The organism is Streptomyces deccanensis, assembly GCF_022385335.1.
Taxonomy (GTDB): Bacteria; Actinomycetota; Actinomycetes; order Streptomycetales; family Streptomycetaceae; genus Streptomyces; species Streptomyces deccanensis.
In genome coordinates this window covers 6,013,937-6,027,072 of the sequence record NZ_CP092431.1, presented here as the reverse complement: position 1 = coordinate 6,027,072, position 13,136 = coordinate 6,013,937, and the positions used below count along the sequence as shown (strand labels likewise).

Here is a 13,136-nt window from a genome sequence, read left to right as displayed (position 1 = left end):
CTCGCTCCTTCGGAGAGTAATGACTGAAGTCGAGCGTACGCCGGTCATCCAGGGGATGGACACGATGACCGAAATATGGGACGACCGTCTCGGTTTTCGAGTACGCGCCCGGCCCCCTGCCCCTGCCCTCAGGAGGGCGCGGTGAGGTGTGCCTGCACCACTGGAGCCACCCTTGCGATGATCTGCTCGGGGTCCGCCGACGCCAACGGCTCGACCTTGATCACGTACCGCAGCATCGCGATGCCCACCAGCTGCGCGGCGGCCAGTTCGGCCCGCAGCTCCGCGTCCGGTACCTCCAGGCGGTCGGCGATACGGCGGAGCACCTGCGTGGCGATGATGCGGCGGAAGACGGCGGCTGCGGCCTCGTTGTTCACGGCGGAACGGACGATCGCGAGGAGCGGCGTACGGGTCGCCGGGTTCTCCCAGACGCCGAAGACGAACCGGGTGAGCCGCTCGCCGACGCCGTCGAGCGGGCCCTCCTCGACGGCCTGGGGAGCCTGCATGGCCGGGCCGAAGGAGAGGGTGACGGCGGCCTCGAACACCTGCTCCTTGGTGCCGAAGTAGTGGTGCACGAGGGCCGAGTCCACCCCGGCGGCCTTGGCGATGCCGCGTACGGACGCCTTGTCGTAGCCGCGCTCGGAGAACTCCTCGCGGGCCGCCGCCAGGATGCGGTCGCGGGCGGCGGGCGTGTCGGCCGATTCCGTACGGGAGGGCCGGCCCCTGCGGCGGGGAGTGGCCGGTGTCACGGCCGGGGGACCCGCACGGCGGAGGCGAGGTGCAGCCGGGTGAAGGCGAGCGCCTCCGCCAGGTCGGCCTCGCGCTCGGCGGCGGACATGGCACGGCGGGTGTTGACCTCGATCACGACGTGGCCGTCGAAACCGCTCACGGCGAGACGTTCCAGCAGTTCCGCGCAGGGCTGGGTGCCGCGGCCCGGGACGAGGTGCTCGTCCTTGGCCGACCCCCTGCCGTCCGCCATGTGCACATGACCGAGGCGGTCGCCCATGCGGTCGACCATGTCCAGGGCGTCGGTGCGCGAGGTCGCCGAGTGGCTGAGGTCGATCGTGAAGTGCCGGTAGTCGTCCTTCGTCACGTCCCAGTCGGGGGCGTAGGCGAGCATCTCGCGGTCGCGGTAGCGCCAGGGGTACATGTTCTCGACCGCGAACCGGACGTCCGTCTCGTTCGCCATCCGCCAGATTCCGGTGACGAAGTCACGCGCGTACTGGCGCTGCCAGCGGAACGGGGGATGGACGACGACCGTGCTCGCGCCGAGCTTCTCGGCGGCGGCCTGGGCGCGCTGCAGCTTGACCCAGGGGTCGGTGGACCACACGCGTTGGGTGATCAGCAGACAGGGCGCGTGAACGGCGAGGATGGGGATCTGGTGGTAGTCGGAGAGGCGGCGCAGGGCCTCGAGGTCCTGGCTGACCGGGTCGGTCCAGACCATGACCTCCACGCCGTCGTACCCGAGGCGTGCGGCGATCTCGAAGGCCGTGGCCGTCGACTCCGGGTACACGGAGGCCGTGGACAGGGCGACCTTCGCGTCCGGGATCCGTACGGGTTCTGCCACGCGGGACAGCCTACGGGGTGAGGCCTCGCCCGTGCGCCGTCGGGGTACGGGCACGTCGGCGACCGCGGGCCGGGTGGGGGTTGCTCACGCAGTTCCCCGCGCCCCTGAAAAGCAGGGGCTGCGCCCCGTGCTTTTCATCCCGCAGCCCCGTTGCGTTTCAGGCCCGCGGGGCCGTGGTCTTTCAGGCCCGCGGGGCCGTGGTCTTTCAGGGGCGCGGAAACTGCGCGAGAGGCCCCACCGGAGCCGCAGCCGACAACCCACCCAACCTGACCTGCTCCCCACGCGTCCGTCCCTACGCCGTCCCCATGTGATCCAGCCGCCGCAGGATCACACCCTCCCGAAGCGCCCAAGGACAGATCTCCAACGTCTCCACCTGGAACAGATCCATCGCGGCCTCCGCGACCAACGCGCCCGCGAGGAGCTGATTGGCCCGCCCCTCGGACACGCCCGGCAGAGCGGCTCGCTGGGCGGTGGTCATACCGGCGAGCTTGGGCACCCAGGACTCCAACGCCCCACGCTTGAGCTCGCGCTGGACGTAGAGCCCCTCGGCGGAACGCGCGGCCCCGCCGATGCGGGCGAGCTGCTTGAACGTCTTGGACGTGGCGACGACATGGTCGGGCGCCCCGAAGCGGCTGAACTCCCCGACCGTACGGGCGATCTGGGCCCGGACATGACGGCGCAGGGCCCGGATGTCGTCGGGGGTGGGCGGGTCACCGGGAAGCCAGCCGGCGGTGAGGCGGCCGGCGCCGAGCGGCAGCGAGGCGGCGGCGTCGGGCTCCTCGTCTATGCCGTAGGCGATCTCCAGGGAGCCGCCGCCGATGTCGAGGACGAGCAGCTTGCCCGCCGACCAGCCGAACCACCGGCGGACGGCGAGGAAGGTCAGCCGGGCCTCCTCGGCGCCGGTGAGGACCTGGAGTTCCACGCCGGTCTCGTCCTTGACGCGGGTGAGGACGTCGTCGGCGTTGCTGGCCTCCCGGACCGCCGACGTGGCGAACGGGAGCAGCTCCTCGACTCCCTTGTCCTCGGCGGCCTGGAGCGCCTCGTGGACCACGGCTATGAGTTTGTCGACCCCTTCGGGGCCGATGGCCCCGGCCTCGTCGAGGAGTTGGGCAAGGCGTAGCTCCACCTTGTGCGAGTGCGCGGGCAGGGGGCGCGCGCCCGGGTGTGCGTCCACCACCAGCAGATGCACCGTGTTCGATCCCACGTCGAGGACACCGAGTCTCATGTACGGAACGCTACTGCCAGCGGAGGCGTGCGCCGTCCTCGATGCGGCTTCGGGCGCCGTACCCTGGACGGGTGCCAAAGACGAAAAAGGCAAAGGCCGACAAGTCGGCAGCGGGCGCGGCGTCGGGAGCGGCTGCGACCGGCGGCTCTTCGCGGGCGAAGGCGGCGACCAGGCCACCGAAGTCGACGAAAAACTCGGCGGAGTCCCCCACGCCGGACGAGAAGGGGCTCGATTTCGCGCGCGCGTGGGTGGAGTTCCCTGATCCGGCGGACGACGAGCAGGTCTTCCGCTGCGATCTGACATGGCTGACCTCTCGCTGGAACTGCGTCTTCGGCAGCGGCTGCCAAGGCATCCAGGCGGGCCGCGCGGCCGACGGGTGCTGCACCCTGGGTGCCCACTTCTCGGACGAGGACGACGAGAAGCGCGTCGCCGAACATGTGGCGAGGCTCACTCCGGAGATCTGGCAGTTCCACGATGTGGGCACGGAGACCGGCTGGGTCTCGAAGGACGAGGACGGCGACCGTCAGACCCGCCCGTACAAGGGGTCGTGCATCTTCCAGAACCGCCCGGGGTTCGCCGGCGGCGCGGGCTGTTCGCTGCACATCCTGGCGCTCCGGGAGGGGCGCGAGCCGCTGGAGACCAAGCCGGACGTCTGCTGGCAGCTGCCGATCCGCCGCACGTACGACTGGATCGACCGGCCCGACGACACGCGGGTGCTCCAGGTGTCGATCGGCGAGTACGACCGCCGCGGCTGGGGCCCGGGCGGTCACGACCTGCATTGGTGGTGCACCTCGGCGACGTCGGCGCACGGCGCGGGCGACCCGGTGTACGTCTCGTACCGCCCGGAGTTGATCGAGCTGATGGGCAAGGAGGGGTACGACCGCCTGGTCGAGCTGTGCGAACAGCGACTGGCCTCCCGCCTGCCCCTGGTGGCTCCGCACCCGGCGGATCCGACGGAACCGGCGGCTCCCACGGGCCGATAGGCCGGTAGACGAACAAACGGACAACCCGACCGGGCGGTCCCGACCGGACGGCGCGCTGCCACCACGGCTGCGCGGCGCCCGGGCCGGCCGGGTGCCCGGACCACCGGCCTCTTCCCGACGCTCGGCTCCTGCCCGTCTATGACGCCGGTGGGGGGTCGCCGCCTCCGTCGCCCGGGGGTGGTGTGGGGTCGCCCGGGTCCGTGGGGGCCGGGTCGGTGGAGGTCGGCGTGGGATCCGGCTGGGCCGGGCCGGTCGGCGTGGGGTCCGGGTCGGGGGTGGGTGGTGGGACGGTGGGCCTCGGCGGGCCGGGGTCCGGGGCGGTGGGGGTCGGCCGGGAGTCGACCGGTGGCGTCGGCACCGGACCGTAGCCCTCGATCGTCACCACGGCGTCCGACGGAGCCAGCATGACCCGCGCGGTCCAGTACCCGGAGGGCTCGCTCAGCTGGTCGACGTACACCTTGATCGTCAGGGACTCGCCAGGTTTCAGGGTGCCCGAGGACTGACTGAGGTAGAGCCAGTCGGCGCCGGTGCGGGCGGACCAGCGGACGGGCGAGTCTCCGCTCGCCCGGAGGGTGATGAGGGTGGTGTCCCCGTCGTTCGCGGCGGTGATGGAGAGCGCGCCCCGCCCTTTGCCCTGGGTGACCTCCACGGACACGTCGTCCGCCGCGTGTTTGCCTCGGCGGTGGCGGGCGTCGGGCCGAGTCCGGGCGTTGCCGGCGTTCTCGTAGGCGTCTCCGCCGCCGTCGCCGACGGTGCCGTCGCCCTCGCCCTGTTCCTCGCCCGCGCTGACCGAACGGCCGTCGTCGCCCTCACCGATGAGGGGGGCACCCCGGTAGGCGGCCCAGAGGGCGAAGACGGGCGCGGCGACGACGGTGGCGACGACGGTGGTGGTCACGGCCCGCGCGCGCAGCCGCTCTCGGCGGGCGGCGCGGTCCCTCGGGTCCATGGGGAAGCCACGCCGGTCGAAGCGCGGGGCGCCGCCCCGCGCGCGCGTGAGGTGGGCCATCGCGGGCCCCAGGGCGGCGCGCGGCGCTTCGAGCACCGGCAGCGCGGCGGGCGTGACGGTGGTGCCGGGCCAGCGGCCGGGGACGGCGCGCTCGGCGGCGCGACGGCAGACAGGACAGTCGTCGACGTGCCGGACCAGCTCGCGGCGCAGGGTGGCGCTCAGGACGAGTTGGTGGTCACCGGTCAGCCGGGCGACGCTCGGACAGGCGCCGGTCTCGACGACGGCGAGGGCGGCCCGGGTGCGCTCCACCTCGCAGGCGGCGGAGGCGAGGAGTTCCCGCGCGGCGGTGCGGTCCATGCCCAGCACGGCGGCGACCTCATGGGCGGTGAGCTGATGCCGTACGGCCAACTCCAGTGCCTCGCGCTGCTCGGGCGTGGTGCCGGCGGCCTCCGGCCAGGCGAGCAGCGCCAGTTCACGCCGCCGCTGCCGCTCCTCGTCCTCGGAGAGGACGACACCCGCACCGGCACCCCTGACGGCGCTCTTGCCGGCGCGCGCATTCCCGGCACGCGCCTTCTCGACGCGTGCCTTCTCGACGTGCGCCTTCTCGGTGTGGGCCCGCTTCTGCCTGGTCTCGGCGAGCTTGCGCAGACAGGCCCAGCGGGCCAGTGCGTACAGCCAGGCGCGGCGGTCGTCGGCGGTGTCCGGCCCCCGGCGCCGCTCGGCGAGGGCGAGCACGTCGGCGAGGGCGGCGGTGGCCGCGTCGCGGTCGCACAGCACGGACATGCAGTAGGTGAACAGGCCGTCCAGGTACGGCTCGTAGCGCGCCAGCGGGCGCTGCGCCACCGCGTGCGCCGCCGCCCGATCGCGCGCCTCGCGGTACGCCCGGTGCGCGCCGGTGGTGCGGGTCGAGGTCTCCGGACTGATGCTCATCATTCATGGACGGTAGGCGCCCGGAACCAGCACCTTCTCGCCCCTTGAGCACATTTACTCCGTACGGGTGAAACGATCCCTCATAAGGGGACAGGAATCCCGCATTCCGCGGCGCGCGGGACCCATGGCGAATGTTGTGCACTTTATTGACCGCCACCAGAAAGTAGCCCTACATTCCTTGGCGTACGCGTTACTCCCAAGTACGACGAGCACCGCCCCTCCTCCGCGTCGACAGGAGCCCCACCCCCATGGCCGTACGCACCCGCCGCTCCACCCGCCGTTCCACCAAGCGCGCCCTCACCGCCCTGGCCGCGACCGTCGTCCTCTCGCTGACCGGCGCCTCCGTCTCGACCGCCACCCCCGCGGCCGCCGCGCCCGCCGTCGAACGCCTCACCGGCACCCTCCCCGACGGCGCCGCCTGGATAGCGGACGTCCCGGAGAACTGGAACGGCACCCTGATCGTCTTCAGCCACGGCTTCGGCGCCACGACGCCGCAGAACGCCCCCCGCGAGGCCGTACGCCTCCGCCTCCTCGAAGAGGGCTACGCGCTCACCGGCTCCTCCTACGACGTGAGCGAGACCCTCTGGGCGCTGGAGAGCGCGGCGCGCGACCAGGTCGCCACCGTCGAGGCGGTCACCGAGAGGATCGGCGAACCCGTCCGCACGCTCTCCATCGGCCAGTCCATGGGCGGGCTGGTCAACGCCCAGCTCGCCCGCTCGGGCGCGGGCGGGATCGACGGCGCCCTGGGCCTGTGCGGTCTCGTGGCAGGAGCCAACGACCTGCACACCTACCAGCTCGACGCCGAGTACACGATCGCCCAGCTCCTGCTCCCCGGCACTCCCGTGAAGCTGGTGGACTTCGCCTCCGAGGCCGAGGGCGCCGCCACCGGGCGCCAGCTCACCGACGCCGTCGTCGCCGCCCAGAAGACCCCGGAGGGCCGCGCGCGGATCGCCCTCGCGGCCGCCTACCTCAACCTGCCCACCTGGGCACCCGGAAAGGAGCGCCCCGCCCCCGGCGACCGGGACGAACAGCAGGCCCAGCAGTACGCGTGGCTGGCCCAGGGCGTCCTCAACCGCGTCGAGCCCGCCCGCTTCCACGTCGAGAAGGCCCTCGGCGGCAACAACTCCGGCAACAAGGGCGTCGACTACGCGCGCGTGCTCGCGACTTCCCAGCACGCTCCCCTCGTCAAGGCCCTCTACAAGAAGGCCGGCCTCGACCTGCGGGCCGATTTGCGCGACCTGACGAACAACGCCACCATCACCGCCGACCCGGCCGCCGTCGCCGAGGGCCTCCGCACGTCCTCCGCCGGCCAGGGCCTCGCCGTCCCCCTCCTCAACATCCACACCACCGCCGACGACCTCGTCCCGGTGGAACAGGAGTCCCGCTTCGCCACCCGGGTCCGCGCCTCGGGCGACGCCGCGCAGCTCCGCCAGGCCTATGTCGAACGCCAGGGCCACTGCGCCTTCACCACCGCCGAGACGGTGGCCGCCCTGCACGCCCTGGAGTCCCGCCTCGACACCGGCCGCTGGGGCGCCTCGGCCACCCCGGCGGCGCTCCAGTCCGCCGCCACGGCCCTCGGCCTGGACGGCGCGGCCTACATCCCGTACCGCCCGGCCGAACTGACCATCGGCCGCCGCCCGTAGGCGACCGAGCGGTCGGGAAGGCCGCGAACGCACGGAAGGCCCCGTGCCCCGAAGGGGCGCGGGGAACCGCGCGAGAAGCCCCACACACCCGCGCCCTCCTCTCCCCGCCCCCCATCCCTCCCCGCCCCCAGAGTCACGCCCCCAGAGTCACGCCCCCAAAGCCCGTCCCCCCACGCCCCCTTCGCCCACCCGTCGGACACTGTCAGTGCCCTCCGTTACGGTTCGTCCATGGCTGCCCGTACGAAGACCGCGAAGGACCGCCCGGCATACCGCTGCACGGAATGCGGCTGGCAGACGGCCAAGTGGCTGGGCCGCTGCCCCGAATGCCAGGCCTGGGGCACGGTCGAGGAGTACGGCACCCCAGCCGTCCGCACGACGAGCCCCGGCCGCGTCACCACCTCCGCCGTCCCCATCGCCCAGGTGGACGGCCGCCAGGCCACCGCACGCTCCACCGGCGTCCCCGAGCTGGACCGGGTCCTGGGCGGCGGCCTGGTCCCCGGCGCCGTCGTCCTCCTCGCGGGCGAGCCCGGCGTGGGCAAGTCCACGCTCCTCCTCGACGCCGCCGCCAAGTCCGCGAGCGCCGAGCACCCGACCCTCTACGTCACCGGCGAGGAGTCCGCCAGCCAGGTCCGCCTGCGCGCCGACCGCATCAACGCCCTCCACGACCACCTCTACCTCGCCGCCGAGACCGACCTCTCCGCCGTCCTCGGCCACTTGGACGCGGTCAAGCCGTCCCTCCTGATCCTCGACTCGGTCCAGACGGTCGCCTCCCCGGAGATCGACGGCGCCCCCGGCGGCATGGCCCAGGTCCGCGAGGTCGCCGGCGCCCTGATCCGCGCCTCCAAGGAACGCGGCATGTCCACGCTCCTCGTGGGCCACGTCACCAAGGACGGCGCCATCGCGGGCCCCCGCCTCCTGGAGCACCTCGTCGACGTGGTGCTGCACTTCGAGGGCGACCGCCACGCCCGCCTCCGCCTGGTCCGCGGCGTCAAGAACCGCTACGGCGCCACGGACGAGGTCGGCTGCTTCGAGCTGCACGACGAGGGCATCACCGGCCTGACCGACCCCAGCGGCCTCTTCCTCACCCGCCGCGACGAACCCGTCCCCGGCACCTGCCTGACGGTCACCCTGGAGGGCCGCCGCCCCCTGGTCGCGGAAGTGCAGTCGCTCACAGTCGACTCGCAGCTCCCCTCCCCCCGCCGCACGACCTCCGGCCTGGAGACCTCCCGGGTCTCGATGATGCTGGCGGTTCTGGAGCAGCGCGGCCGGATCAGCGCTCTCGGCAAGCGGGACATCTACTCCGCGACGGTCGGCGGCGTGAAGCTCTCCGAACCCGCCGCGGACCTGGCGATCGCCCTGGCCCTGGCGTCGGCGGCCACCGACACCCCCCTGCCCAAGAACCTCGTCGCCATCGGCGAAGTGGGACTGGCGGGCGAGGTCAGACGGGTCACGGGCGTCCAGCGCCGGCTCTCCGAAGCGCACCGTCTCGGGTTCACGCACGCGCTCGTTCCGTCCGATCCCGGCAAGGTTCCGCCCGGCATGAAGGTGCTGGAAGTGGCCGACATGGGGGACGCGCTCCGGGTACTGCCCCGATCCCGTCGGCGAGAGGCCCCACGGGACGAGGAGGACCGCCGGTAGACTTTGCCCAGGTCTCGCCCGTCCGTACGAACCACGTGTGCGAAACGGGAGCGCCCCAGAACCTGCGACCGGAGGAGTGCAGTGGCAGCCAACGACCGGGCAGCAGCTCCCGGAAAGTCCGGTGGGAGCTCCGGTGCCGATGGCCTCATGCGCGCCTCACTGAGCGCCGTGGCCCCAGGCACGGCCCTGCGCGACGGGCTTGAACGGATCCTCCGTGGCAACACGGGCGGGCTCATCGTGCTCGGCTTCGACAAGACCGTCGAGCCGATGTGCACGGGTGGTTTCGTCCTGGATGTCGAGTTCACGGCGACGCGCCTGCGCGAGCTGTGCAAGCTCGACGGCGGCATCGTGCTGTCCTCGGACCTCTCCAAGATCCTCCGGGCGGGCGTCCAGCTGGTCCCCGACCCGACGATCCCCACGGAGGAGACGGGCACCCGGCACCGCACGGCGGACCGCGTGAGCAAACAGGTGGGGTTCCCCGTCGTCTCGGTCTCCCAGTCGATGCGCCTCATCGCCCTCTACGTCGACGGCCAGCGCCGTGTCCTGGAGGACTCGGCCGCGATCCTGTCCCGCGCGAACCAGGCCCTCGCGACCCTGGAGCGCTACAAGCTCCGCCTGGACGAGGTGGCCGGCACGCTCTCCGCGCTGGAGATCGAGGACCTGGTGACGGTCCGGGACGTCTCGGCGGTCGCCCAGCGCCTGGAGATGGTCCGCCGCATCGCCACCGAAATCGCCGAATACGTGGTCGAACTGGGCACGGACGGCCGTCTCCTGGCCCTCCAGCTCGACGAACTGATCGCGGGCGTCGAACCCGAGCGCGAACTGGTGGTCAGGGACTACGTCCCCGAGCCCACCGCGAAGCGCTCCCGCACGGTCGACGAGGCCCTCCGCGAACTCGACGCCCTCGCCCACGCGGAGCTCCTCGAACTCCCCACGGTCGCCCGCGCCCTCGGCTACACCGGCTCCCCGGAGGGCATGGACTCGGCGGTCTCCCCGCGCGGGTACCGCCTGCTCGCCAAGGTCCCCCGCCTGCCCGGCGCGATCATCGACCGCCTGGTCGAACACTTCGGCGGCCTCCAGAAGCTCCTCGCCGCCAGCGTCGACGACCTCCAGACGGTCGACGGCGTGGGCGAGGCCCGCGCCCGCAGCGTCCGCGAGGGCCTGTCCCGCCTGGCAGAGTCCTCAATCCTGGAACGCTACGTCTAACGGCCCCGCAAGCACCCCAGCCCACTCTGGCGGCAGGCGCACCGCCCGAGCACCCCAGCCCGTCCTGGTTTGTCAGTGCACCCCGGCCCACCCAGCCCGTCCGGCGTTTGAGGACGAGGCCGGAGGCCGACAGGGGGGTCTGGGGGCGCAGCCCTCAGGGAGGGGACGGGTAGGGGCGGCGGGGGCGGGAACCCCCTGCGGAACGCGAGCCAGAACGCGACCCGGCACCCGAACCGGGACCCAGCCGAAGCCGAAGCCGAACCCGCCCGTCAGTCCTTCTCCAGCACGAAGGACGTCCGAGCCGTGGCCAGCCCCGGAGCCTTCGCCTCGACGAGATACGTCCCGGCGGTCGCCGAACCAGGCGACGGGGTCGCGCAGTTGGGGGCGCTGGGATCCCGGTTCCACTCCACGGTGTAGGTGACCCGATCCCCGGCCGGCACCTTGAACATCAGGCTCCCCGCCGTCTCATGACAGTCGTCGGACGCCCAGAACGCGTCGTCGGCATCGGCAGGGGTGATCGTCACCACCGTGTTGTCCGGCCCGAGATCGAGCTTGCAGTCCCCACCGGAGGAGTTGCGGGCGATGAGTTCGAACGTGGGGTTCACCCCGGGTTCGTAGGCGTTACGCACACTGCGCACGGTCAACTTCACGGCCCCGGCAGTGCAGTTGGGCAAGCTGGACCCCGCCGGAACCTGCTCCCCGGAGCTGCTGCCGTTCTTGCCGCCGTCGTCGGACGTGCCCCCACCCGCCGCACCGGCGCCGGCAGTCGTTTCCCCACCACCGGAACCCGAACCGGAGCCGGACCCGGAACCATCCCCCGCCCCGGAGCCCGAACTGCCGCCCCCGGACCCCGACTCGTCCCCCGACTCATCGCGTCCGCCCGGTGCGTCACTGATCGCGGGACCGGAACTGGACGGCCCGGGAGTGATCGAGGTCGCGGGATTCTTTCCGTCGGGCCCACCCGCGTTGTTGTCGCCGTCTCCGCCACCGCCGGTGACGACCCACACGACGAGGATCGCGAGCAGACCGACGACGGTCAGCAGAACGGCCCTCCGTCGCCAGTAGATGGTGGAGGGAAGCGGCCCGATCGGATTGCGCAGAGATCCCACGGCGCAAACTGTACGAGAGATCCGGCACTTCGCTGGCCCCACCCGCCGCCCGAAACCTCAACTTTTCCGGATCATCATCCCGGTCGTTCCCGTGATCGTCCCGGCTGGGCGCCCCATGATCGCGGTGTGTGATGACAGAGCCCGCACCAGCACGTTCCGTAACCGAGTTCAGGTCGCACGACCAGCGGCAACTCCCCGGCTCCGTACGCCCGTTCACGGAACACACTCACCGCCGGCACCGAGTCCACTCGGCACCTCCCAGGACCCACCTGCCACAATCGTCCCCACCACCGAAGCGCGCCGCAGGACTTGGAGAAGACGATGGCCGGATCCGAGAACGTGGAGAACGGCGTCAGCGCACCGGCGGCGAGGCCGTTGCGGAAGCTGGGGTTCCTGACCATCGGGCTGTTCGACGAGGCCGACCCGCGCCGGGGCCACGAGTCGACGCTGGAGATCATCGAACTGGGCGAGCGGCTCGGCTTCGACAGCGCGTGGCTGCGCCATCGTCATCTGCAGTACGGCATCTCCTCCCCCGTCGCGGTGTTGGCGGCCGCCTCGCAGCGCACGTCCCGTATCGAACTGGGCACCGCGGTCATCCCGTTGGGCTGGGAGAACCCGCTGCGGCTGGCCGAGGACCTGGCCACGGTCGACCTCCTGTCCGGCGGCCGGCTCAACCCGGGGATCAGCGTCGGACCGCCGATGCACTACGACACCGTCAAGGGGGCGCTCTATCCGGACACCGCCGACGCGGAGGACTTCGGCTTCGAGCGGGTCCGGCGGCTGCTGCGCTTCGTACGCGGCGAGGCGGTCACGGACTTCAGCGGCACCGAGGGGTTCGAGGTCTTCTCCGACCGGGTCCAGCCGCACTCCCCCGGGCTGGGCGCGCGGACGTGGTACGGCGGTGGCAGCGTCCGGTCGGCGCGGTGGGCCGGGGAGAACGGGATGAACTTCCTGACCAGCAGCGTGGTGAAGGTGGAGGAGCCGCTGGAGGGCGCGGTGGCGGCGGAACCGGGGTCGGCGGCGATCGACTTCGCCGAGATCCAGCGCTCGCACATCCGGGAGTTCCGGGCGCACCATCCCGACGGCGAGCGGGCCCGGGTCTCGCAGGGTCTCGTCGTCATCCCCACCGACTCGGCGAGCTCGGAGCAGCGCGCCAAGTACGAGGCGTACGCGGCGAAGCGGTTGCCCCGGACCACCGCGCCGCAGGGGCCGGGGCGGCTCCTGTTCGCGCCGGACCTGGTGGGCACGTCCGCGGAGATCGCCGAGCGGCTACGGGCCCACGTCGCGTTCCGTGAGATCGACGAGGTGGCCTTCGCCCTGCCGTTCACCTTCGAACACGAGGACTACGTCCAAATCCTGACGGACATCGCAACAAACCTAGGCCCAACCCTGGGCTGGCACCCCTCCGCCTGACACCCCGTGAGAACTCGGGGGGGCGAGGACCGTCGGCGACTACAGCCCCACAGAGCCTCCCCGCGCAGTTCCCCACGCCCCCGAAGCCCAGCCCCGGCCACTCCCAAAAGACAAAGCAAGGCGGCCCAAATAGCTCACAGAGCCACAGCCGAAGCGGCCGGGCCTGAACGAAGACAGCGCAACGGGCTGAAAGACGATGCCCGGAGTAAGGGTCGACGACCGAGACAAGAAATGGCAGGCGGGCTGAAAGACCACGGCCGGGGTGAAAGACGACGGCGGGCGGGGCGAGAGACGGCAGGCGGGCTCAAAGTCGGCGGCCGGGGATGAAAATGGCGGCCGACCTGAAGACGGCAGGCGAAGTGACAGCCGACGGGCGGACTCAAAGACATCGGCCGGGCTGAGGGACGACGGCCGGGGCCGACGGCCGGGGCCGAGGGACGACGGCCGGGGCCGAGGGACGACGGCCGGGGCCGAGGGAC

The 13,136-nt window shown here is 72.2% G+C and carries 10 protein-coding genes; 5 read left to right on the top strand and 5 right to left on the bottom strand.

Going from position 1 to position 13,136, the window contains the following annotated elements; translation table 11 throughout:
• Nucleotides 1-128 precede the first annotated feature (128 nt).
• From L3078_RS26865 to L3078_RS26855, 3 genes are all read right to left on the bottom strand, one after another.
• Nucleotides 129-746: a TetR/AcrR family transcriptional regulator gene (locus L3078_RS26865; protein WP_239756506.1), complete on the bottom strand. Its 618-nt coding sequence runs from the start codon at nt 744-746 to the stop codon at nt 129-131.
• Nucleotides 743-1,564, bottom strand: coding sequence for a sugar phosphate isomerase/epimerase family protein (locus L3078_RS26860; protein ID WP_239756505.1), 822 nt, complete (start codon nt 1,562-1,564; stop codon nt 743-745). Before L3078_RS26860 ends, L3078_RS26865 begins: the two co-directional genes overlap by 4 nt.
• 292 nt (nt 1,565-1,856) lie before the next feature.
• Nucleotides 1,857-2,789, bottom strand: a complete 933-nt coding sequence (locus tag L3078_RS26855; protein ID WP_239756503.1) for a Ppx/GppA family phosphatase — start codon at nt 2,787-2,789, stop codon at nt 1,857-1,859.
• 71 nt (nt 2,790-2,860) lie between these two features.
• Here L3078_RS26855 and L3078_RS26850 point away from each other — a divergent pair, with 71 nt between their 5' ends.
• Nucleotides 2,861-3,772, top strand: a complete 912-nt coding sequence (locus tag L3078_RS26850) for a DUF3109 family protein (protein WP_239756502.1) — start codon at nt 2,861-2,863, stop codon at nt 3,770-3,772.
• A 136-nt stretch (nt 3,773-3,908) separates the two neighbouring features.
• Here L3078_RS26850 and L3078_RS26845 read toward each other — a convergent pair whose 3' ends face one another.
• Nucleotides 3,909-5,651, bottom strand: coding sequence for a BACON domain-containing protein (locus L3078_RS26845; RefSeq protein WP_239756500.1), 1,743 nt, complete (start codon nt 5,649-5,651; stop codon nt 3,909-3,911).
• A gap of 245 nt (nt 5,652-5,896) precedes the next feature.
• Here L3078_RS26845 and L3078_RS26840 point away from each other — a divergent pair, with 245 nt between their 5' ends.
• The 3 genes from L3078_RS26840 to disA all read left to right on the top strand — a co-directional run bounded on the left by L3078_RS26840 (nt 5,897) and on the right by disA (nt 10,135).
• On the top strand, nt 5,897-7,291 hold the full coding sequence (locus tag L3078_RS26840) for a DUF6351 family protein (protein ID WP_239756498.1): 1,395 nt from the start codon (nt 5,897-5,899) through the stop codon (nt 7,289-7,291).
• Between the two features lie 228 nt (nt 7,292-7,519).
• Nucleotides 7,520-8,929 (top strand): DNA repair protein RadA, encoded by a 1,410-nt coding sequence (gene radA / locus L3078_RS26835; protein WP_239756496.1) that lies wholly within the window; start codon nt 7,520-7,522, stop codon nt 8,927-8,929.
• Between the two features lie 81 nt (nt 8,930-9,010).
• Nucleotides 9,011-10,135 carry a DNA integrity scanning diadenylate cyclase DisA gene (gene disA, locus L3078_RS26830; RefSeq protein ID WP_239756495.1) on the top strand — a complete coding sequence of 375 codons (1,125 nt, stop codon included), beginning with the start codon at nt 9,011-9,013 and terminating at the stop codon, nt 10,133-10,135.
• 269 nt (nt 10,136-10,404) lie between these two features.
• Here disA and L3078_RS26825 read toward each other — a convergent pair whose 3' ends face one another.
• On the bottom strand, nt 10,405-11,244 hold the full coding sequence (locus tag L3078_RS26825; RefSeq protein ID WP_239756494.1) for a hypothetical protein: 840 nt from the start codon (nt 11,242-11,244) through the stop codon (nt 10,405-10,407).
• 321 nt (nt 11,245-11,565) lie between these two features.
• Between L3078_RS26825 and L3078_RS26820 the strand changes: the two genes are divergently transcribed.
• Nucleotides 11,566-12,657, top strand: a complete 1,092-nt coding sequence (locus L3078_RS26820; RefSeq protein WP_239756492.1) for an LLM class flavin-dependent oxidoreductase — start codon at nt 11,566-11,568, stop codon at nt 12,655-12,657.
• Nucleotides 12,658-13,136 lie beyond the last annotated feature (479 nt).

What these genes read in the sequence shown, in the direction of transcription:
- L3078_RS26855 (WP_239756503.1), bottom strand. Translation starts at nt 2,789, where the DNA reads ATGAGACTCGGTGTCCTCGACGTGGGATCGAACACGGTGCATCTGCTG.
- L3078_RS26845 (WP_239756500.1), bottom strand. Translation starts at nt 5,651, where the DNA reads ATGATGAGCATCAGTCCGGAGACCTCGACCCGCACCACCGGCGCGCAC.
- L3078_RS26840 (WP_239756498.1), top strand. Translation starts at nt 5,897, where the DNA reads ATGGCCGTACGCACCCGCCGCTCCACCCGCCGTTCCACCAAGCGCGCC.
- radA (WP_239756496.1), top strand. Translation starts at nt 7,520, where the DNA reads ATGGCTGCCCGTACGAAGACCGCGAAGGACCGCCCGGCATACCGCTGC.
- L3078_RS26820 (WP_239756492.1), top strand. Translation starts at nt 11,566, where the DNA reads ATGGCCGGATCCGAGAACGTGGAGAACGGCGTCAGCGCACCGGCGGCG.